Annotated in this window: 20 protein-coding genes; 14 read left to right on the top strand and 6 right to left on the bottom strand. The window is 63.5% G+C overall.

Features of this window, described 5'->3' with window-relative positions; all coding sequences use genetic code 11:
* The first annotated feature begins 89 nt into the window (after positions 1–89).
* Positions 90–380, top strand: a complete 291-nt coding sequence (locus AWB75_RS11635; RefSeq protein ID WP_061124227.1) for a hypothetical protein — start codon at positions 90–92, stop codon at positions 378–380.
* Positions 381–383: 3 nt separating this feature from the next.
* Here the strand turns inward: AWB75_RS11635 and AWB75_RS11630 are convergent, their stop codons facing one another.
* Positions 384–1664, bottom strand: coding sequence for an MFS transporter (locus AWB75_RS11630; RefSeq protein WP_061124226.1), 1281 nt, complete (start codon positions 1662–1664; stop codon positions 384–386).
* Between the two features lie 117 nt (positions 1665–1781).
* On the opposite strand from AWB75_RS11630, the gene AWB75_RS11625 reads away from it, so the two are divergent.
* On the top strand, positions 1782–2672 hold the full coding sequence (locus AWB75_RS11625) for an aldo/keto reductase (protein WP_061124225.1): 891 nt from the start codon (positions 1782–1784) through the stop codon (positions 2670–2672).
* Here AWB75_RS11625 and AWB75_RS11620 read toward each other — a convergent pair.
* A complete protein-coding gene (locus AWB75_RS11620) occupies positions 2669–3775 on the bottom strand; it encodes a LacI family DNA-binding transcriptional regulator (RefSeq protein ID WP_061124224.1) in 1107 nt (368 codons plus the stop codon). The genes AWB75_RS11625 and AWB75_RS11620 overlap by 4 nt on opposite strands.
* Positions 3776–3862: 87 nt before the next feature.
* Positions 3863–4318, bottom strand: a complete 456-nt coding sequence (locus AWB75_RS11615) for a MaoC family dehydratase (protein WP_061124223.1) — start codon at positions 4316–4318, stop codon at positions 3863–3865.
* A gap of 271 nt (positions 4319–4589) precedes the next feature.
* On the opposite strand from AWB75_RS11615, the gene AWB75_RS11610 reads away from it, so the two are divergent.
* The 6 genes from AWB75_RS11610 (at position 4590) to AWB75_RS11585 (ending at position 10207) form a co-directional block, all read left to right on the top strand.
* Positions 4590–6197: an acyl CoA:acetate/3-ketoacid CoA transferase gene (locus AWB75_RS11610; RefSeq protein WP_061124222.1), complete on the top strand. Its 1608-nt coding sequence runs from the start codon at positions 4590–4592 to the stop codon at positions 6195–6197.
* A complete protein-coding gene (locus AWB75_RS11605; RefSeq protein ID WP_061124221.1) occupies positions 6194–7000 on the top strand; it encodes a shikimate dehydrogenase family protein in 807 nt (268 codons plus the stop codon). Before AWB75_RS11610 ends, AWB75_RS11605 begins: the two co-directional genes overlap by 4 nt.
* Positions 7001–7015: 15 nt before the next feature.
* Complete coding sequence (locus tag AWB75_RS11600) at positions 7016–7684, top strand: DUF4286 family protein (protein WP_061124220.1); 669 nt, start codon at positions 7016–7018, stop codon at positions 7682–7684.
* Complete coding sequence (locus tag AWB75_RS11595) at positions 7681–8532, top strand: fumarylacetoacetate hydrolase family protein (protein WP_061124219.1); 852 nt, start codon at positions 7681–7683, stop codon at positions 8530–8532. The genes AWB75_RS11600 and AWB75_RS11595 overlap by 4 nt, the downstream gene beginning before the upstream one ends.
* A gap of 38 nt (positions 8533–8570) precedes the next feature.
* Complete coding sequence (locus tag AWB75_RS11590; protein ID WP_061124218.1) at positions 8571–9806, top strand: ABC transporter substrate-binding protein; 1236 nt, start codon at positions 8571–8573, stop codon at positions 9804–9806.
* Positions 9807–9868: 62 nt separating this feature from the next.
* The gene (locus AWB75_RS11585; protein ID WP_061124217.1) at positions 9869–10207 is read left to right on the top strand and encodes a cupin domain-containing protein; all 339 of its coding nucleotides are present in this window, start codon (positions 9869–9871) and stop codon (positions 10205–10207) included.
* Here AWB75_RS11585 and AWB75_RS11580 read toward each other — a convergent pair.
* Positions 10204–11106, bottom strand: a complete 903-nt coding sequence (locus AWB75_RS11580) for a LysR family transcriptional regulator (RefSeq protein WP_061124216.1) — start codon at positions 11104–11106, stop codon at positions 10204–10206. The two genes, AWB75_RS11585 and AWB75_RS11580, sit on opposite strands and share 4 nt — an antisense overlap.
* 122 nt (positions 11107–11228) lie before the next feature.
* On the opposite strand from AWB75_RS11580, the gene AWB75_RS11575 reads away from it, so the two are divergent.
* The 4 genes from AWB75_RS11575 to AWB75_RS11560 all read left to right on the top strand — a co-directional run bounded on the left by AWB75_RS11575 (position 11229) and on the right by AWB75_RS11560 (position 15195).
* Positions 11229–12170: a hydroxymethylglutaryl-CoA lyase gene (locus tag AWB75_RS11575; protein WP_061124215.1), complete on the top strand. Its 942-nt coding sequence runs from the start codon at positions 11229–11231 to the stop codon at positions 12168–12170.
* 7 nt (positions 12171–12177) lie between these two features.
* Entirely contained in the window at positions 12178–13326 is a 1149-nt protein-coding gene (locus AWB75_RS11570; protein ID WP_061124214.1) for a CaiB/BaiF CoA transferase family protein, read from the top strand.
* 57 nt (positions 13327–13383) lie between these two features.
* Entirely contained in the window at positions 13384–14823 is a 1440-nt protein-coding gene (locus AWB75_RS11565; protein WP_061124213.1) for an MFS transporter, read from the top strand.
* 111 nt (positions 14824–14934) lie between these two features.
* On the top strand, positions 14935–15195 hold the full coding sequence (locus AWB75_RS11560; RefSeq protein ID WP_061124212.1) for a hypothetical protein: 261 nt from the start codon (positions 14935–14937) through the stop codon (positions 15193–15195).
* Between the two features lie 23 nt (positions 15196–15218).
* Here AWB75_RS11560 and AWB75_RS11555 read toward each other — a convergent pair whose 3' ends face one another.
* Complete coding sequence (locus AWB75_RS11555) at positions 15219–15443, bottom strand: hypothetical protein (RefSeq protein ID WP_235012070.1); 225 nt, start codon at positions 15441–15443, stop codon at positions 15219–15221.
* A gap of 949 nt (positions 15444–16392) precedes the next feature.
* On the opposite strand from AWB75_RS11555, the gene AWB75_RS11550 reads away from it, so the two are divergent.
* On the top strand, positions 16393–17550 hold the full coding sequence (locus AWB75_RS11550) for a porin (protein ID WP_061124210.1): 1158 nt from the start codon (positions 16393–16395) through the stop codon (positions 17548–17550).
* Between the two features lie 77 nt (positions 17551–17627).
* Here AWB75_RS11550 and AWB75_RS11545 read toward each other — a convergent pair whose 3' ends face one another.
* Positions 17628–20018 carry an ATP-binding protein gene (locus AWB75_RS11545; protein WP_061124312.1) on the bottom strand — a complete coding sequence of 797 codons (2391 nt, stop codon included), beginning with the start codon at positions 20016–20018 and terminating at the stop codon, positions 17628–17630.
* Between the two features lie 311 nt (positions 20019–20329).
* Between AWB75_RS11545 and AWB75_RS11540 the strand changes: the two genes are divergently transcribed.
* A complete protein-coding gene (locus AWB75_RS11540; RefSeq protein ID WP_061124209.1) occupies positions 20330–22081 on the top strand; it encodes a ShlB/FhaC/HecB family hemolysin secretion/activation protein in 1752 nt (583 codons plus the stop codon).
* Positions 22082–22104 lie beyond the last annotated feature (23 nt).

Raw genomic sequence — 22104 nt, 5'->3', positions numbered from 1 at the left:
GCCGTTTTTCTCCGCCGCGCGCTCATTTTTCTCTCATTTTCCCGCCGCAGAATCCACCCATCGACAAACCGGCATGGAGGAGACGAGAAATGAGAGCGATCAGACACGCAATCCTGGCGAGCAAACTCACTTTCGGTCTGGTGACGGCCGCCCAGGCGCACGCGTTCATCGGCGTGGGCATCATGGGCGGTCCGGTGTTCCCGATCGGATCGAGCGCGCAGAGTGCGCCGCCGCTGCCGGTCTATGCGCGCGCGACGAACTCCGGCCCCGCGCCGCTGCCGCTCGACGCGCCGCCGGTGCACTTCGCGCAGCCGGCCATCGGCAATATCGCGGCGATCATGGGGCGCGCGAATGCGTCGACGCTTCAGAGCGGCGTCTGACGATCAACCGTTCGTTTCGCGATCGATCTCGTCCAGCGACAACCCCTTGGTCTCGCGCACGAATCGGATCACGACCATGCCGGCGATCGCCGCGACGATCGTGAAGCCGATGATCGCGTCGGGCATCGTGAAACCGAATCGATGCATCGTCGAGAGCACGATGAAGGGCGCGATGCCGCCGCCGATCACGCCGAAGTTGTAGAGAAAGCCGACGCCCGACGCGCGCACATCGCGCGGCAGGTTTTCGGTGAGCACCGTGCCCCAGATGCCCGACGAGCCGATCAGAAAGAAGCCGCTCACGAACGCACAGGCCGCCGCGAGCGCGATATTGCCCGTCGACAGAATCACGCCCGCGACGAACAGCGCGCCGATGCCGATCATCACCGAAATCGCCATGCGCCGCCCGAGCCGCTCGGCGATGAACCCCGACGCGACGAAGCCGAGAATCTGCCCGATCGCGGACGCCATCGTGATCTGGCTGACGGCGGCGGGCGCGAGGCCGGCCGCGCGCAGATAAGTCGGCAGAAGCGCTTGAAACGGCCACGAGCCGAAGCACAGCACGAAGATCAGGAGCGCGAGATAGGACACGCGCTTCGGATACTTCGAGAACAGATCGACGACCGGATTGCTGCGCCACGTGACAGCCGCAGCGGGCCGCGCCTTCTTCCACGCCTGCGATTCCGGCACGCAGAAAATGATGAACAGCGCGAGCACGATGGACGGCGGCAAGCCGATGAAGAACATCCCGCGCCAGCCGAAGTGCGGATAGATGAACTCGTACGCGAGCGCCGCGCCGATCGCGCCGACGCCCCAGCCCGTATCCAGAATGCCGATGCCGATCGCGCGATGCTTCTCGGGCCACGATTCCGCGACCATCGCCGCGCCGAGCGAAAAACCGGGCGCCATGCCGAAGCCGAGCAGAAGACGGAACACCACGAGCGCCGCGAAACTCCACGACAGCCCCGTTGCGACCGCGCCGAGCGTGAACCATGTCAGCGTGATGAGCAGCGGTATCTTGCGCCCTATGCGGTCGCTCAGGCCGCCGAAGAGCAGCCCGCCGATCCAGCGCACGCCGTAGGTGGCGAGCAACAGCAGCGAGGCAGTGTCGAGCGATACGTTGAAGGCGGTCGCGATATCGCGCAACACGAAGGTGATGGCGAGGAAGTCGAGCGCGTCGTTGACCCACACGCCCCAGGCGGCGATCAGCACGCGCCATTGCGTCCAGCTAATGTCGCGATACCAGCGGCGCGCGCCTTCCTGCGCGATGGCGATGTCTCTTTGCATCGGGTGTCTCCGTGTTCGGCTAGCGCTTGAATGTAACCGGTATCATTATAGTCATTTGCCGTCGCATTCAAACACCGTAAACCCCAATACAATTTGATTTGTAACCGTTTTCAGATCATGACGACATCCTCCATCGAAACCAAGCTCTCGCGCGTGGTCGCGGGCATGTGGCGCGTGATGCGCTGGAACACGACGCGCGCGGAGCTCGCCGCGTTCATCGGCGAATGCGTCGAGCTCGGCGTGACGAGCTTCGATCACGCCGATATCTACGGCGGATATGAAGCCGAAACCTTCTTCGGCGAAGCGCTCGCATTGCGCCCCGGATTGCGCGAGCGCATCCAGATCGTCACGAAGGCGGGCATCAGACTCGTGTCGCCTGCGCGCCCGCAGCATCGCGTGAAGCATTACGACAACAGCGCCGCGCATGTGCGCGAGAGCGTCGAGCGTTCGTTGCGGGCGTTCCGGTGCGAGCGCATCGAGCTGTTCCTGCTGCATCGCCCCGATCCGCTCATCGACGAGGACGAGCTCGCGCGCGAAGTCGAGCGGCTGCTGGCGGCGGGAAAGATCGGCGCGTTCGGCGTATCGAACTTTTCGGCGCGCGCATTCGAATCGCTGAATACGCGCATTGCGCTCGCGACGAATCAGATCGAGGTGTCGCCGTTTCATTCGACGCCGATCGACGACGGCACGATGAGCGCATTGAAAACGGCGCGCGTCACGCCGATGATCTGGTCGCCGCTCGGTGGCGGCCGTCTGTTCGATGAAGCCGATGCCGCCGCCGCGCGCGTGCGCGGCACGCTCCAGGCGATTCAGCGCGAGCGCGGCGTGGCGAGCTGGGTGTCGATCGCGTATGCGTGGATTTTCAGGCTGCCGTCGCGGCCGATCGCGATTGCGGGCACGCGGCGCATCGAAGGTCTGCGCGATGCCGTCGATGCGCTCGATATCGAATTAACGCGCGAGGAATGGTTCGCGATTCTGGAAGCGGCGCGGGGAAGGGCGGTGGATTAGCCGCGCGTCTTGCGGGCTTTGGATGCTTTCGGCGGCGGCCCCGACGAAGCCCGCACGATGATTTCCGCCTCGCACTTCACGCTCACCGCGCTGCCTTTCTCGGCAAGCTCGGCGAGAATCATCTTCGCGGCCATCGCGCCGATTTCCGCGCTCGGCACGCGCACGGTGGTGATCGGAATCGGCAACTCGGACATCAGTTCGAAATCGTCGAAACCGACGAGGCTCAGTTCGTTCGGAATGTCGTAGCCCTTTTGCATCGCTTCGAGCATCGCGCCCATCGCGAAGGAACCGTTGCCGCAGATCACGACCGTCGGCGGCTGCGGCGTATCCATCACCTTCGAGAAAAGCTCCCTGCCTTCGTGCGCGCCCCAGAAGCCTTCGACCATATGCGCCGCCGAAATGCCGAGCCCATGCTCGGCGAGCGCATCGCGCACGCCTTCGCGACGCGCGCGGGCGCGATCGTTCGAATCGGCGTTCTGCGAGAGCATCGCGAAACGACGATGCCCGAGGCCGATCAGATACGTCGTGAAATCGAAGAACGCCTGATGATTGTCGACGCCGACGCACAGCGTATCCACGCCATCGCGATACGCGAACGTGTTCACGAACGGCACCTGGCGCTGTCCGAGCAGCGTATAGAGGTCGGGATGATGCGCTTCGCCAACGAGCACGACCGCATCGACGCCGCGTTCCAGCATCGTGCGCACCTGGCGATATTCGCGCTCCGGATCGTACTGCGAGCAGCCGAGGAGCAACGTATAGCCGGCTTGTTCGAGCGCTTCCTGCAAGGTCTGAATGGCGGTGGCGAAGTGCTCGTTCGCGAGCGTCGGGAACACCGCGCCGATGGTGCCCGTGCGCTGCGTCGCGAGCGCGCGCGCGGCGGCGTGCGGCACCCAGCCGAGATGCTCGATCGCGACCATGATGCGCGAGCGCAATTCGTCGGACACGACTTCGGGATTGTTCATCACACGCGAAACCGTGGCCGACGACACGCCCGCGAATCGCGCGACATCGCGCAGCGTCACGGCGGACGAGCGCGTCTTTCTGCTCGCGGTGCTGGCGGCATCGGCGTCTTCGGTCGTGCTCTTTTTGCTCTTGGCCATGCCTGATCGGGGTTCGCGCGGGGTGCGCCGATTATAGCAATCCACCTGCGCCGCAATATTCGTGCAGCACCGCGCGAAGGCCCGCCGTCAGTCCACGTTCGACAATTTCTTCGCCCATTTCATCAGATGACGTCCGGCCGCGACGACTTCGCCATGCTGGTTGATGACTTCCATGTCGGCGGTGCTGCGGCGCTTTTCTTCGTCGATTTCCGCGACGCGATAGATCACCGTGACCGTATCGCCGAGCAGCACCGGCTTGATGAAACGAATGCGGTCGTAGCCCGCGGAAACAGGGAATTCATCGAGATCCGTGCGATGAATGATGTGCGCGATCGAGATCGTCGATGCCGTCGACATATAGCCGACCAGCAACGCGCCGTGCGCGATGCGCCGGCCGATCGCCGACTTCTCCTGCATGTATTGCTCGTTGATGTGCGTGTCGCTGAAGTCGCCCGTGAGGCCGGCGAACAACGTCACGTCGACTTCGCCGACGGTCTTCGCGAAACGATATTCGTCGCCAATCTCGACGCCCTTGATAGCCATGCTCTGTCTCCTGATGCGTTGAAGTCGCGGCGCGTGGCATGCGTCGCGGGAACTCGAAGAGATGCTTCGATTGCAATTTATGATACCGGTTACATAGTGCCGTGTAAATGACGGACATACCGGTTGAAACCAAGACCGATGGTGCCATTAATGGTATTCCCTAGCGCGAGTCCATTCTGTGAGATTGTCCTTGAAAGCTCTTATGAGACCGGTTACATTAGATCCGTGGGCTAGGTCGATGGCCGGGCAAAGATACGGAGAAGAGTGACAAATGGAACGAATTTCCAGCGACGACGCGGCCGCACTGGTGCGCTCGGGCGATTCCGTCGTGATCAGCGGTTCAGGCGGCGGACATGCGGTGCCCGAGGCGCTGCTCGCGGCGGTGGAACGGCGTTTTATCGCTGAGCGGCAGCCGCAAGGCATCACGTCGATCAGCGTGGTCGGCATCGGCGACCGCGCCGCGCTCGGTGCGAGCCATCTCGCGCACGAAGGATTGCTGAAGCGCGCGATCACGAGTGCGCTCGTCGATTCGCCCGGCCTCGTCACGATGGCCGCGAACGACAGCATCGAGGCCTACACGTTGCCGCAAGGCGTGCTGTCGCAACTGATGCGCGAGATGGCGGGCGGCCGTCCCGGCCTCATCACGAAAACGGGTCTCGGCACGTTCGTCGATCCGCGTCAGCAGGGCGCGCGCCAGAGTCCGTCTACGGAAGAGATGCTCGTCGAGCTGATGCATATCGACGGCGAAGAATGGCTGCGCTTCAAGCCGTTCCCGGTCGATATCGCGTTCCTGCGCGGCACTACCGCCGACGAAGACGGCAACGTGACGATGGAACAGGAAGCCGTGCTCGGCGAAATGCTCGCGATGGCGCAGGCGACGCGGCGCGCGGGCGGCATCGCCGTCGTACAGGTGAAGCGCATGGCGCGGCGCGGCACGCTGCCGCCGAAGCAGGTGAAGATTCCGGGCATTCTCGTGGACTTCGTGGTCGTCGAGGCGGAGCAGCGTCAGACCTACGCGACCGACTACGACCCGAGCTATGCGGGTGAATTGCGCGTGCCGCTTTCGGAGATTCGTCCGCTGCCGTTCGGTCCGCGCAAGGTCATCGTGCGGCGCGCGGCGATGGAACTGTTTCCGCATGCCGTGTGCAATCTCGGCGCGGGCATTTCGACGGGGCTTTCGACAGTCGCGGCGGAAGAAGACCTCCTCGATTCGGTCATTCTCACGAATGAGCAAGGTTTGATCGGCGGCGCGCCGATCACGGGCCGCGATTCCGGCGGCGCGCAGAATTTCGCCGCGATGATCGAGCAGCCGTCGCAATTCGATTTCTACGATGGCGGCGGTCTCGATCTCGCGTTTCTCTCGTTCGCCGAAGTCGACGCGCACGGCAACGTGAACATCAGCCGCTTCGGCGACAAGATCGTCGGCGTGGGCGGTTTCATCAATATCAGCCAGAACGCGAAGCGCGTGATCTTCAGCGGCACGCTCACGGCGGGCGGACTCGAGGTGCAGTGGGAAAACGGCAAGACGCGCATCGTGCAGGAAGGCAGGCATCGCAAGTTCGTGCGTTCACTCGAACAGATCTGCTATAGCGCGCCGCTTGCGCATGAGCGCGGCAATACGGCGTTGTTCGTCACGGAGCGCGCGGTGTTTCGCGTCGGCGACAAGGGACTCGAATTGATCGAAGTCGCACCGGGCGTCGATATCGAACGCGATGTTTTCGCACTCATGGATTTCCGTCCCGCCGTCGCCACCGATATGCACGAGATGGACGCGCGCATCTTCGCGCCGGGCGTCATGGGCATCAGGGAAGAAACGATGGCGCGCGAGCGGAAGCACCGTTCGCGCCGCATCGCCGAATGGTACGGGAGCCGCGCATGAGCACGACGTCGATCACGGGGCGCACGCGCCTTTACGGAATCATCGGCGATCCGATCGCGCAAGTCCGCTCGCCCGAAGTCTATACGCGCAAGTTCGCCGAAGCGGGCATAGATGCGGTGCTCGTGCCGATGCAAATCGATGCGAGCGAGATCGATGCCGTTCTGCCGACGCTCCTGCGCCTGAAGAATCTCGACGGCCTGCTCGTCACATCGCCATTCAAGACGAATGCGCTCGAAGTCGCCGATGAAGTGCGATCGAAAGGACGGCGCGTCGGGGCGGTGAACGCGTTGCGTCGCGACGAACGAGGCCGCTGGCACGCCGATATGTTCGATGGCGAAGGCTTCGTGCGCGGCCTGCTCGCGAAAGGACACACGGTGAAGGACAAGCGCGCGCTCGTGCTCGGCTGCGGCGGCGCGGGCGCGGCGATCGCGGTATCGCTCGCCGATGCGGGCGTCGCGCATATCACGCTGTGCGATATCGATCGCGCGAAGGCGAGCGCGCTTGCCGCGCAACTGTCGGCATCGTGCGAAGGCTGCGCGATCGCCGCCGGCGATGCGGATGCGAACGACGCCGACATCATCGTGAATGCGTCGGTCGTCGGTATGAAAGCGGGCGATGGCATGCCCGCGCCGTTCGCGTCGTTCGGAAGCGGGCAGATCGTCGGCGATGTGGTCTTGCGGCCGCCCGGCGAACCGACCGCACTCATCGCGAAGGCGATCGAATGCGGATGTCCGGTCGTGACGGGCATCGACATGCACAGCGGCCAGATCGACGCGATCTTCGAATTCTTCAACGCAGCCTGACGCGAGAAAAACAACATGTCTTTGCTGGGCAACGCGGTCGTGCTGGTCTGGAACGACGTCGTCGACGAAGGACGCGACGGTTTCTACGCATGGCACGACAAGGAGCACATTCCCGAGCGCCTTTCCATCGACGGCTTTCTGCGCGGCCGGCGCTATCGCGGCGACGATGCATCGCCGGAGTGGCTGACGGTCTACGAAGCGCGCGATATGCGCGTGCTCACCGGCGACGCGTATCTCGAACGCCTCGACAACCCGACGCCGCTCACGCGCGCATCCGTCGCGGACTTCCGCAACACGGCGCGCTCGATATGCCGCATCGCCGAAACGCAAGGCGAAAGCACGGGCGGCTACGTGCTGACGATGCAACTGCGCGTCGATGGAAGCGTGCCCGGCCTCGCATGCTTCGAGTCATTGCTCGTGCGCGGCGATGTGCTCGCGGCACATGCGTTCATCGCCGACGACACCGCAAGCAACGCGCAAACCGCCGAAGCAAAGGCGCGCGCGTTCACGGTGCCGAGCCACATCGTGATGTTCGAAGCCGCCACGCGAGACGGTATCGAAGCATGCCGCTCGACGCTCGATGCCTACGACTGGCCGAGCCACGGCGCGACGGCCGAACCGTGCAACGTCTATGTGCTGGAGATCAGCCGACTCTCCGCGAACCTGAAGGAAACCACCTCATGAAACTTCTGCGCTACGGCAATGCGGGCCAGGAAATGCCCGGCATTCTCGACAACGAAGGCCGCATCCGCGATGCCTTCGCGGTCACCGACGACTTCGATGCCGCGTTCTTCGCCAAGGGCGGCATGAAGCGTCTCGAAGGGCTCGACATCGGCGCGCTGCCGATCGTCGAAGGCAATCCCCGCATCGGCGCGTGCATCGCGCGGCCGGGCAACTTCATCGCGGTCGGCCTGAACTACGTGCAGCACGCGATCGAAACGAACGCGCCCATTCCGAAGGAGCCGATTCTCTTCAACAAGGCGCCGTCGTGCATCAGCGGGCCGAACGATCGCGTGCTGCTGCCGCGCAATTCGACCAAGGCGGATTGGGAAGTGGAGATCGCGCTCGTCATCGGCAAGCGGGCGCATTACGTGAGCGAAGACCACGCGCTCGATTACGTCGCCGGATATTGCGTCTGCAACGATGTTTCCGAGCGCGCGTTCCAGCTCGAACAGGGCGGCCAATGGGTGAAGGGCAAGATGGCGCCGACCTTCGGTCCGCTCGGTCCGTGGCTCGTCACGCCCGATGAACTCGGCGACGTGCAGAACCTTCCGCTGTGGCTCGAACTGAACGGCAAGCGCATCCAGGACTCGTCGACATCGGACATGATCTTCCCGATCAAGACGCTCGTTTCGTACATCAGCCAGTTCGTCGTGCTCGAAGCGGGCGATGTCATCACCACGGGCACGCCGCCGGGCGTCGGCCTCGGCATGAAGCCCGAGCAATACCTGAAGCCGGGCGACGTGATGAAGCTGTCAGTCGCCGGACTCGGCGTGCAGGAACAAATCGTCGCGCGCTGGGACGATCAATAAGCCATCGCAATCGGAAGAGAGAAGCGAGGAGACACATCATGAAGCGGAACGTATGGATAGCGTTGGCGGTGGCGGGCGCGCTCAACACGGCGCAGGCGGCCGATCAGATCGAAGTGCTGCACTGGTGGACGTCGGGCGGCGAATCGAAGGCGGTCGGCGTGCTCAAGCAGGACGTCGAGAAACAGGGCGTCACGTGGAAGGATTTCGCGGTTGCGGGCGGCAGCGGCACGAACGCGCTGACCGTGCTGAAGACGAACGTCGTGTCGGGGCATCCGCCTTCGGCCGCGCAGCTGAAAGGGCCGTCGATACACGACTGGGCCGAACAGGGCGTGCTCGTCGATATCGACTCGGCGACGCAAGGCTGGGACAAGCTCATTCCGCCGCAGGTCGGCAAGTTCCTGAAGTACGACGGGCACTACGTCGCGGTGCCGGTCGAGATTCATCGCATGAACTGGCTTTGGATCAACAAGGAGATTCTCGACAAGGTCGGCGGCGCGGCGCCCAATACGTGGCCCGAGTTCTTCGCGCTCGCCGACAAGATGAAGGCCGCGGGCTACACGGCGGTCGCTCATGGCGGGCAGCCGTGGCAGGACGTGAACCTGTGGGAAGGCGTGGTGCTGTCGCAGGGCGCGGATTTCTATCGCAAGGCGATCGTCGAGCTGGACCCGAAGACGCTCACATCGGACAAGATGGTTCAGGTGTTCGACATCGTGCGCAAGATCGGCTCGTACTACGACAACGGCACGACCGGCCGCGACTGGAATCTCGCGACGATGATGGTCATTAACGGCAAGGCCGGCATGCAGTTCATGGCGGACTGGGCGAAGGGCGAATTCGCGCGCGCGGGCAAGGTGCCGGGCAAGGACTACATCTGCGCGCCGCGTCCGGGCACGGCGGGCAGCTACATGTTCAACTCGGATTCGCTCGCGTTCTTCAGCCAGAACGGTTCGAAGACCGCGACGCCCGGACAGCTCGTGCTGGCGAAGGCGGTGATGTCGCCGGACTTCCAGGAACAGTTCAGCCTGTACAAAGGCTCGATTCCGGCGCGCATCGGCATTCCGATGGACAAGTTCGACGACTGCGCGAAGCGCTCTTACGCCGACGAACAATCGGCGATCAAGGCGAACACGATCGTGCCGTCGCTCGCGCAAGGCATGGCGCAGACCGAAGCCGTCGCGGGCGCGATGACGGACGTCGTCACGAAGTTCATGCATTCGCAGCAGGACAGCAAGAGCGCGGTCCAGGCGCTGGCGGCGGCGGCGAAGGTGAACTGAGTTCACATACGCGTCAGAAATATTCGTTTGTACCGTCACGCTCGCTGCGCTAGCCTGAACGAATGACCCAAATCATCGACTACGCGGCGATCGCCGACGCCGCGCGCGACGGCTACATGAATCGTGTCATCTCCACCGTCAACAATCACGACGTGCATATCAGCGTGATGGACGCGCCTTTTCGATGGCACGTTCATCCGAACTCCGACGAAACCTTCGTCTCGGTGGAAGGCACGTTGATCATCGAGTTCGACGAAGGCGCCGTCGAACTGCACGCCGGTGAATTGCTGACGGTGCCCGCGGGCAAGCGGCATTGCACGCGGCCGGGCGGGGCGCGATCGGTCAATCTGACCGTGGAAAAGACAGACACGCAAACCGTGTTCTGCGACGCGCCTGACTAGCGCGCAGCACGCGCTTCCAGATGCTCGACCAAACGTTGCGCAGCAGGCTGCAACGCGTCGAAGTCCCGAAAGCACACGACGAAGCGGCGCTTCGCGAACGCATCGGAGAGCGGCACCGCTTCGATGCCGAGCGCCTGCCGATACGTTCCGGCCACTTCCATCGGCACGACGCTGATGCCCAATCCTGCCGCGACGACGCGAAACGCCGCGTCGAAGCTCGACACGATCACGCGATACGACATCGTCTTGCCCGCCTGCGCCGCCGCGCGCTGGAGCATCGTGTGCACGGCGGTCGCGGGCGGCAGGCCGACGTGCTCGAATTCGAGCGACTCCTCGAACGCCACGGAACGCCGCTTCGCGAACGGATGATCCCCAGGCACCGCCAGCGCAAGCCGATCATGCCGGTACGCGCGATGCTGCAATCCGCGCAGATCGACGCTGTCCCAGCACACGCCGACCGACGCCACGCCTTCGCGCAACTGCCGCACGAGATCGTTCGAGAGGCGCTCTTCCACATCGACCTTGATGTTCTGATTCGCGGGCTCGCGCATGAACGACGCGATATCGTCGAGCAACGCCTCCGCAATCGCCGATGCCGATGCGCAAATGCTCACGCGCCCCTTGAGGCCGCCGCCGAACGCGGCGACATCGTTGGCGATGCGCTCCATCGTAAAGAGCACGCTGCGCGCATGTTCGAGCAGCGCGATGCCCGCGGGCGTCGGCTCGACGCCGCGCCGCGAGCGCGACAGAAGCGGCACGCCGAGCGACGTCTCGAGTTGCGCGATGCGCTTGCTGATCGCGGAAGGCTCGATATGCGATTCCTGCGCTGCACGCGCGATGTTCTGGTGCTCACACACGGTGACGAAGAGGCGCAGCGTTTTCAGGTCGATATCGCGCATGCCGGTTTGTTTCCTCTAACGTTCCGAACGGGAAGCACAGGCCTTCCAAAATACCGCTTTTAGGGCATTTGCGGAATGTCTAAAGTCGAGTCCACACACACAAAAGACTCGGAGACAAAGCCATGCCCGCGTTCCCGCAACGCGCCGTGATCCGCGAAGTCGGCCTGCGCGACGGCCTGCAAAGCATTCGCACGATCGTGCCGACCGAACGAAAGATCGAATGGATCGGCGATGCCTACGCCGCCGGCCAGCGCGAAATCGAAGCCGGTTCGTTCGTGCCCGCACGCCTCCTGCCGCAACTCGCCGATACGGCCGAACTCGTCGCGTATGCGAAGACGCTGCCCGGCCTGTTCGTATCCGTGCTCGTGCCGAATCTGAAGGGCGCGGAGCGCGCCATCGAAACCCAGGCCGACCTGATGCTCGTGCCGCTTTCCGCGAGCCGCGCGCACAGCCTCGCGAATCTGCGCAAGACGCCGGAAGAAGTCGTCGATGAAGTCGCGCGCATGCGTGCCGCCCGCGACGCGGCCGGTTCGAAGACGATGATCGAAGGCGGCATCGGCACGGCGTTCGGCTGCACGATCCAGGGCCGCGTCGATCACGCCGATGTGCTGCGCTACATGCAAGCCTTGCTCGATGCGGGCGCGGATCGCGTCTCCATCGCCGATACGGTCGGCTATGCCGGTCCCGCCGCCGTGCGCGCGCTCTTCGAGAAGGCGCGCGATATCGCGGGCGAGCGTTTCTGGTGCGGCCACTTTCACGATACGCGCGGCCTCGCGCTCGCCAACGTCTACGCCGCGCTCGAAACCGGCGTCGCGCGCTTCGATGCGACGCTCGCGGGCATCGGCGGCTGTCCGCATGCGCCGGGCGCGAGCGGCAACGCGTCGAGCGAGGATCTCGCGTTCATGCTCGCCGATATGGGCATCGACACCGGCATCGACATTCCCGCGTTGCTGACGCTGCGCGCCAAGCTCGCGCAATGGCTCGACGGCGAAACGCTCCACGGCGCGCTCGCGCTCGCGGGCCTGCCGGTCACCTACGAAACGATTACCGCAATTGAAGCCTGAGGACGATATGAGTCATTCAACCCTGCCGCTCGAAGGCGTGCGCGTGATCGAGTTCACGCATATGGTGATGGGACCGACCTGCGGCATGATCCTCGCCGATCTCGGCGCGGAGGTCATCAAGATCGAGCCGCCCGGCGGCGACAAGACGCGCAATCTGCCGGGCCTGGGCATCGGCTTCTTTCGCTCGTTCAATCGCAACAAGAAGAGCGTCGTCATCGATATCAATACGGACGAAGGCCGCGATGCCGCCATCGAACTGATCGGCGAATGCGACGTGCTGCTCGAAAACTTCCGCCCCGGCCTGATGGCGAAGCTCGGCCTCGATTACGCAAGCTTGTCGAAGACGCATCCGAAGCTCATCTACGTGTCGCACAAAGGCTTTCTGCCAGGCCCGTACGAAAAGCGTCTCGCGCTCGATGAAGTCGTGCAGATGATGGGCGGCCTCGCGTACATGACCGGTCCGGCGGGCAGGCCGCTGCGCGCGGGGACATCGGTGAACGACATCATGGGCGGCATGTTCGGCGCGATCGGCGTGCTGGCCGCGCTGCGCGAACGCGATCTCACCGGACGCGGCCAGGAAGTGCAGAGCGCGCTCTTCGAGAACTGCGTGTTCCTCTCGGCGCAGCACATGCAGCAATATGCGATGACGCATGAAGCGCCGCCGCCGATGCCCTCGCGCGTGTCGGCGTGGAGCGTCTATGACGTGTTCACGCTGGCCGAAGGCGAGCAGTTGTTCATCGGCGCGGTCAGCGACAAGCAGTTCGTCACGCTGTGCGATGTGCTCGAACGTCCGGATCTCGCGCAGGAACCCGGCTTCGCGACGAATGCGATGCGCGTCGCGGTGCGGCCGCATCTTCTGGAACGGCTCGGCGAGATTCTCGCGCATCATCGCGCGGACGAACTCGCGCCGAAGCTCGAAGCGGCCGGCATTCCGTACGCGCCGATCATGCGGCCCGAACAACTGCTCGACGATCCGCATCTGAAAGCGAGCGGCGGCCTCGTGCCGATGCAGACCGACGACGGCGGCACCACCGATGTCGTGCTGCTTCCGCTCACGATGGGCGGACGTCGCCCCGGCGTGCGTCAGCCGCTCGCGCGTGTGGGCGAGCATACGGACGAAGTGCTGGGCCGGCTTGCCAAACGCGTTATCGCATGATGCAAAGCGAAAGGCGCACATGAAAACAAGCGCCATCGCAATACAGGAGACAAGACTATGCAACCTACCCTCAGCGCGGTCGCCGAGCCGCTCGCCTCGCCCGACGTTCGCGTCGCCACGACGCCCGGCGCGCAAATTTCAGCGCGCATGGACCGCCTGCCGATCACGCGGCATCTCTGGATGCTCGTGTTTCTCATCTCGCTCGGCGGCTTCTTCGAAATCTACGATCTGATCTTCACCGGCTATATCGCGCCGGGGATGGCGAAAAGCGGTCTCTTGCAGACGACCACGCATGCGTTCTTCGGCTTCACGGGCATCGCCGGTTTCATCGCGGCGACGTTCGCGGGGCTGTTCATCGGCACGTTCTGCTTCGGCTGGCTGCCCGACCGTTACGGCCGGCGCAGCGTGTTCACCGTCTCGCTGCTGTGGTACTCGATCGGCTCCGCGATCATGGCGTTCCAGACGACGCCCGAAGGCGTGATCTTCTGGCGCTTCGTGACGGGCATCGGCGTGGGCGTGGAGATCATCACCATCGACAGCTATGTGACCGAGCTCGTGCCGCAGCACATGCGCGGCCGCGCGATGGCGTTCAATCAGATGGTGATGTTCGCCGCCGCGCCCGTCGCCGCGATTCTCTCGTACTGGCTCGTGCCCGCGACCGTGTTCGGGCTGGACGGGTGGCGCGTCGTGGTGCTCGCCGGATCGGCCGGCGCGGTGATCGTATGGTTCATCCGGCGCGCGGTGCCCGAAAGCCCGCGCTGGCTCGCGATGCACGGCCGTCACGAAGAAAGCGAGCGCGTGGTGGGCGAGATCGAACGCGTCGTCGAGCGCCAGTCGGGCGCAGCATTGCCGCCGCCCGCGCCTGTCGTCGAGCAGCCGGCGCATCGACGCGCGTCGCTTTCCGAGCTGTTTCACGCGCCGTATCGCTCGCGTCTCATCATGCTCATCGTCTTCAACTTCTGCCAGGCGATCGGCTATTACGGCTTCGCCAACTGGGTGCCGACGCTGCTGATCGGGCAAGGCATCAACGTGACGAAGAGTCTGCTGTATTCGTTCATCATCGCGTTCGCGCTGCCCATTGGTCCGATGCTCGCGATGTTTTACGCCGACCGCATCCAGCGCAAGTGGCTGATCGTCGGCGGTGCGCTCGTCGTGATCGCGAGCGGCATCGCGTTCGGACAGATGAAATCGCCTGCCGCGCTCATCGCGCTCGGCGTGTTGATCTCGCTGGCGGGGCAAACCATCTCGGTCTGCTATCACGCGTATCAGACCGAGCTTTTTCCGACGGCCGTGCGTTGCCGTGCCAGCGGCATCGTGTATTCGGCGAGCCGCGCCGGCGCGATGATGTCGGGTTTCATCATCGCGTTCCTGCTGAAGGACTTCGGCGTGCCGGGCGTGTTCACGGGCATTACCGTGTTCATGTTGATCGTCGCGCTCGCGATCGGCCTGTTCGGACCGAGGACCAACGGGCTGCGCCTCGAAGAGCTGAATCACTGAGCTTGACCACAGCGGCTTGCAGGTATGGTCCATGCTCCAGCGGCAAGGTCAGACGCCGTGTTTCATCGCCCATGTACACGGCGCGTACCTGGATAGCGGCGGAGTGATCCGATGATACGGTCGTACAACCACAAGGGCTTCGTGCTCGAAGTCGCGGTCGCGACAAGTGGCAGGCTCGTGCCGCCGCCCGGCGCGGTCCACTATCTGGCGAGCGTGACCATCAGCCGGTCAGGAAGGCCCGTCACCGCGTTTTCGCCGCTGTGCATGGACGGCAAGCACGCTTCGAGTTTCAACTCCGCCGAAGACGCGCTGATGTGCGCGCATACGGCGGCACGCGCGCTCGTCGACGATTGGATGCGAGCCGCGTCGTAACGGCCTGAGGATTCGGGGTCGAGCTAGGCGGCGGCGCGTCGGCTCTGTTGTCCTTCCTGAACATCCGCGGCGGACGAGGCCGTATTCAGCGCGTTGTCCAGCAACGCGAGCCTGCGTTGAAGCGAAGCGACGCGCTGGCTTTGCGACGGTACCAGATCGTATTCCGCATCCAGTTGCGCGACGCGCATGTCCCAATATCGGGTCGGCAAGCGGTCTGAAGTCGCGCTGCGTTCGACGAAATTCGCCAAGATCATTTCCAGATGTTGAAGCTCGCGCTCCGCGAGTTGAGCGGGGCGTCGCTGTCGAAATGCTGGGACGGTGGTTGCATTGGCGCTTCTCTTCATATCGCGATTTCCGGCTAGATTTACACAGACCTCTATTTAAGCAATTCATGTTCCGGACAGGCGATTCAAACCAATTCAAGATGTTTCGAATTGAAACGATGGTGTTCAAATTCGCGAAGTGCCCGTCCGCAAAGGTTCACAGGCCGGTAACATATTTTTGGTGCAGTGTCCGGCTGCGCGCTGAACGTTGGTGGATTCCGTGCGCGGCGCGCGTGAATACTGCGCAAACTTTTCAAATACATCGGGATATTCCGCGAAACATATCGCGTATCATGGCCATTTTAGCCTAAATGCGAATCGTTCCTACGCGAAAGACCTGCCTGCCGAAAGCAATTCGACAGCAGAGCGGGACGCCCTTTAATCGTTCGGAAAACTGAATGTCTTTCTGACGGGAGATGCGCGGCTTCATGGCGACGCGATCATAAAAACTCGGCATCGCTTATGAAAAGCGAATTGAAACGGAGCGGCCTCCTCTCGCGAAACCGCTCCGTGTCCTCAGAATAACTTCTCGGAGTTCTGTTGACGCGGGAAGCTTAACAACCACCTCGGCGGATATAAACCGCACGCCGCGCAATGGACTAATCCGCTATGCGCACTAATGACGTCGTCGATCCGCAACAGGCGAGACGCCATTAGCTATATGGAATTGCCGCTAAGCGATTGACCTTAAAAGACTATGAAGCGCTGAGCCCGCCGCTTCGCGGAATCAGCAAAAGATTATTGCGTGCGATACGCGGACACATTCGCATGCTCGTCGCATAAAGTGTGTCCCAGTTTCCAGAGGGTGAGCGCAGACCAGGATGGCCCGCCAAAACCCGGACGCTTTCGCATTAAACAGGACACTCAGAGAACCATGAAAAAAACTCTTCTCATCGCGGGCATTTTCGGCACGTTCGCAGCGGCAGCCCACGCACAGAGCAGCGTCACGCTGTACGGCACGCTGGACGCGGGTCTCGTCTATACGAACAATTCCGGCGGCCATAACAACTGGCAGCAAGGCAGCGGCGCGCTTTCCGATACTTACTTCGGACTGAAAGGCACCGAAGATCTGGGCGGCGGGTTGCACGCGCTCTTCAAACTGGAGAGCGGCTTCAACCTCAATAACGGCCGATATACCGAAAGCAATACGATGTTCAACCGCCAGGCTTATGTCGGTTTGCAACACGACCAATACGGCACGGTGACGCTCGGCCGTCAATATGATTCGATGGTCGATTATCTCGCGCCGCTCTCGGACACGGGCTCGGGCTACGGCAATAATCTCGCCGCGCATCCGTTCGATAACGATAACCTCGATCATTCGCTCTCGATCAAGAACTCGGTCAAATATCAAAGCGCGAATTTCGCGGGCTTCAAGTTCGGCGGCCTGTATGGTTTCTCGAACGACGCCGGCCAGTTCGCGAATAACCGCGCGTGGAGCGCGGGCGCTTCTTACGGCAACGGCCCGCTGAATTTCGCCGCCGCTTATCTGCAGACGAATAACTCGCGCAATAGCGCGAACGCGAATGGCGCGGTGTCGGCCGGTCAGGGCAACAACGCCAATCTGACGGCCGAGTTGCAACGCACGTTCGGCGCGGGCGTGAACTACACCTACGGCCCGGCGCAAGTCGGGTTCGTGTGGACCAACACGCACTACGACCAACTGCTGGCTGCGTCGCAAGGCGGCACGTCGATCGCGATTCCCGGCAACACCAACCTGCATCTGAACAACTTCGAGCTGAATGGCCGCTACGCGCTGACGCCGGCGCTCGCGCTGGACGCCGCGTACACGTACACGGACGGCAAGGTCACGGGCAGCAACGGCTCGGGCGATCCGAAGTGGCACACGGTTTCGCTGCAAGCCGATTACTCGCTCTCGAAGCGCACCGACGTGTACGTCGAAGGCGTGTATCAGCACGCGTCGGGCGATCTGGGCAACGCGGGCGCCAACGTCGCGATGATCAACACGCTGTCGCCGTCGTCGACGCAGAATCAGGTCGCAGCGACGGTCGGTCTGCGTCACCGCTTCTAAGCGCGGCGCTGTCCGCAAGCCACGCGAAACGGCCGCGATCGACGAGATCGCGGCCGTTTTTTTGCGTCTGCTTGCGTCTATTTCTTCTCCTGCTCCACGCGCTTCAAAAGCTGTCCGATATCGTGCCCCGCGCCGCCCGTGCCCGCGGCGAGACGCGCGAGCGCGGTCGCAGCCGTATCGCGCCGGACGCCGCTCTCAGGACGAAACTGCTTCGGCAGCGCCATATAGAAGGTCGCGCCGCTATCGGGCGTGCCTTCTGCCCACGCCTTGCCGCCATGCCGCTCGATGATGCGCCGCACGTTCGCGAGCCCGATGCCGGTGCCGTCGAACTGGTCGTTCACGTGCAGCCGCTGGAACACGCCGAACAGCTTGTCGACATAACGCATGTCGAAACCGACACCGTTGTCGCGCACCAGATACACGACGTGGCCGATCAGCTCGCCCGTGCCGTCATGCGCCGCGACTTCGATCATCGGCTGCTCGCGCTTGGCGCTGAACTTCACCGCGTTGGCCATGAGGTTCGCGAACGCCACGTGAAGAAAGACATGATCGGCTTCGATGGGCGGCAACGCGTCCACCTTCCAGTGAACGCGCGCCGACGCGTGTTCATCCATATCGTTCTGAATGACCGCGTGCACGAGCGCGTGGACGTCGACCTTGTGCGGACGCAGCGCCGCGCGGCCGAGTTGCGCGAACGAAAGCAGATCGTCGACGAGACGGCCGCCGAAACGCGCCGACGTGACGATGCGCTCCAGATAGCCGCGTCCGCGCTCCGATAACTTGTCGCCGTCGATCTGCTTCAACAGATCCGCGAAGCTCACGATATGGCGTAACGGCGCGCGCAAGTCATGCGACACCGTGTACGAAAAGCCCTCCAGCTCGTGATTCGCGCGGCCGAGTTCGGTCGCGAGCTGCGCGATTTCTTCCGCGCGCCGCAGCACGATGCCGAGCACCGCCGCGCGGAATTCGAGCGCGATCTCGCGTTCGGCGGCGCGCCACGGCAGCGAGCGGCCGCGCACGACATCGGTCCAGGTATCGAAGCTCTCGCGCGGCGAAAGCGAGGAAGCGAGTCCCGTCAGCTTCGCGCGCGGATCGCCGGCCCATTCGATCGTCTGCACGACTTCGCGGCGAAACCAGATCACGTAATTGCGATAGATCTTCGAGATCGACACCGCGAGAAAGCCCGCCACGTCCGGCGAGCCGGCGAGCGCGGGGCAATCTTGCGACGCGCGGTCGGACATCACGACGTCTTCGCTCTGATCGTCGAGCCAGTCGACGAGCGCGGTGACGCCGTGCTCGCCGGGCGTCATGCCGACGAGCGACGTGCGGCCTTCGAAGATCACCGCCGCGCCCGACGAGCGGGTGAAGCCGAGCAGATCCGAGGCATCGCCGACGAGCGCTTCGACGAAGCTGTCGGAATTCGCCATCGACGAAAGCAGTTTCGAAAGCATGCGGCGCAGTTCGAGCCGGTAATGCGATTCCGCCTGCGTCTCGCGCGCCTCGATTTGCAGCGACACGATCTGCGCGACATGCTCGCAAGCCGTGCGCACTTCGAACGGCGGCAGGCGCGGCGTCGCGTGATGACAGGAAATGAGGCCCCACAGCTTGTCGTCGACGATGAGCGACATCGACATGGATGCGAGCGTGCCCATGTTGCGCATGTATTGCAGATGCACCCCCGACACGCTGCGCAAGGACGCGTAAGTGAGATCGGTCGGGCGGCCGGTCGCCGGATGCAGCGCGGGAACGAGCGGCGCGGCTTCGTAGTCCGCGTTCGAGATGAGGCGGATGCGGTTCCTGCGATACAGCTCGCGCGCCTGCGCCGGAATGTCCGACGCCGGAAAGTGCTGATGCAGATACGACGGATAACCCGGCTCGACGGCTTCGGCGAGCACGTTGCCGTGACCTTCGTCATCGAACCGGTAGACGAGCGTGCGTCCGAATCCCGTGATGCGCGCGATCTCGGTCGCGGCGAACTGGCAAAGCTGCTCGACGGTGCGCATGGATTGCACTTCGGTGACGAAGGAGCGCACGAGCGGGTACATCGTCGAGAAGACGTCGGCGGTGTCCTGGGCGGGCTCGACTTCGACGAACAATAGCCCCTCATGCCGATGCACGACGATCGCGACCGGACCGCGCGGCGTCCATCCATCGAGCACGAGATTGCCGACGTGGATCGCGGCACCGTCACGCGTGAGCTGCTTCAGGCCCGCGCTCGCGCGTTCGGCCGCATGCTCGCCGAGCACGTCGGACAACGCGCGGCCGAGGCACGCGTCGGCCGCGATAGGCGCGAACTGCGCGACGTTCGCGCTCGCCTGCGCGATGTGGCAGTGCGCGTCCACGCTGAAGAGCACGCCGTGAGGCTGAATGCCGCCTGGAATGTGAATCGGCTCGCGTGCGCATGATGCATGCGCCGATGCCTCGGGCGTTGCAGTGTCCGCGATGTCTGCGGTTGAGGATTTGTCCATCTTCGTCCTGGCAATGCGGTTGCGGCTGCTCGTCGCGCCGGTCATCTTCGAATCATAGATGCGTTGAGCGTTCGGAAGGAAGGCTGGCGGCACGTCGTGACAAGCATCGTGCGCGAGCGGTGATTTCTACTGACTCGTGTGCTTGCGCCGGGTCATTTCTACGCGCGATAGAGAAGCGGCGGCGCGTCACGCGCACGTCTGCTGCATGAAGCGTTCCGCGGCGCGCGACGCGCTGATACCATGCGAAGCCCGACCACGCGAGACAACGCCGGAGCAGACATGGAACATGTTCGCCGCGCGCGCCTGAGCGATTGACACGCGCCCGACTCGCCGCGACGTTGTTGTCCGCGATCGTCGGCATCGTCGATGCACGCGATGCCGACGCGCAGTCGTATCGCGATGTCGCGCCGATCGCGCCGCCCGCACCCGGCGGACCGCGCGCGTCGCCATCGCCGCCGGAGCCGGGTGAGGGCTCGCAGGATATCGCGATTCGCGATCTGCGCGGCATCGCGTTCGTGCGGCCCGATGCTTCTTCTCCGATGCAGTCGGGCGCGAATGGCGCGATCACATCGAGCGGCGTTCCCTTGCTCACGCCGGAGTTTCTCGACGGCTTCTCGCAGGATCTTCACAAGCTGCTGACATTCGCGCGTCTCGCCGGGATTCGCCGCGCGGTCGTGCAGCGCTATCGCGATGCGGGCCAGCCGCTCGTCGATGTGTATGTGCCCGAGCAGGACGTGAGCAATGGGGTCGTGACTATCGCCGTCGCGGAGTTTCGCGCGGGGCGTGTGATGCCGAAGGGCAATCGCTATTTCTCCGACGCGCTGCTGATGCGCGAGATGCCGCTTGCGAGCGGCGAGCCGATCCGCGAAGCCGATGTTGCTTCAGGGCTCGCGCTGCTCAACGCGAACCCGTACCGGCGTGTCGATGTTGTCTACGCGCCCGGCGCCGCGCTCAATACGACCGATGTGGTGCTGCAAACCGAAGACCGCTTTCCGTTTCGCATTTACGGCGGCTATAACAACGATGGCGTGCGCGATCTCGGCCGCGATCGCATTCTCGCGGGCTTCGACTACGGCAATCTGTTCGGCATCGATGCGCGCATCGGCTATCAGATGACCGCGAGTAACGATCTGCTGAGCGGCAATCCGGATATCGAAGGGCGGCCGGATCGTCCGCGCTACATCGCGCACGCGTTCAATGTGGTCGCGCCGCTGCCGTGGCTCGATCGCGTCGAACTGTTCGGCGTGTTTGCCGAAAGCACGCCGCGTTTGCCGGACAGTTACGGGCAGACCGGTTTGAGTTCGCAGATCAGCTTTCGCTATGACTGGCGCTTGCCACCGCTCGACAACGCGGGCGCGTGGCAACAGCAAGTGCAGATCGGCTACGACTTCAAGCGCTCGAACAACGACCTCGAATTCGGCGGCTTTCAGGTGTTCAATGCGAACACGCATATTCATCAGTTCGTTTTCGCCTACGATCTCCTGCGCAGCGATGCCTCGGGCGATACGCATCTGAATGCGTCGCTCTTCGTGAGCCCCGGCTATTTCGACAGCAACAGCAACGACGCTGCCTACGATGCCGCGCGCCTCGGCGCGACGCCGCGTTATCAGTACATGCAGTTGTCGGCGCAGCGCGATATGCCGCTCGGGAAGTCGGGCTTTTCGGTGTCGGCGCGCGGGCTCGTGCAATGGACGGGCAGCACGCTTTTGCCCAGCGAAGAACTCGGCCTGGGCGGCGATGCCACCGTGCGCGGTTACGAGCCGTACTCCGCGCAAGGCGATCGCGGATGGAACGTGCAGACGGAACTGCGTGCGCCGGCGATATCGGCGGGCATCGCGGCGATGCAGCCGTTCATGTTCTTCGATGCGGGGCACGTGTGGAACCGGATCCCCGAATTCGGTGAGGTGAACAATGCTTCGCTGGCGGGTGTCGGAGTGGGGATTCGCGTGCAGGTGGGGCGGTTCGTCAGCTTTCGCGGGACGTATGGGTTTCCGTTGAAGGCGGTGGTGCCGAATGGATCGAAGGCGCCGGTGGGGGAGGTGTTTCTGGTGATTGGGAGTTAGGCGTGAGACGGCGCGTATCTCGC

Source organism: Caballeronia catudaia, from assembly GCF_001544755.2.
Classification (GTDB): Bacteria; Pseudomonadota; Gammaproteobacteria; order Burkholderiales; family Burkholderiaceae; genus Caballeronia; species Caballeronia catudaia.
Note: the sequence above shows the minus strand (reverse complement) of the source record. Positions and strands in the feature narration are given on the sequence as shown.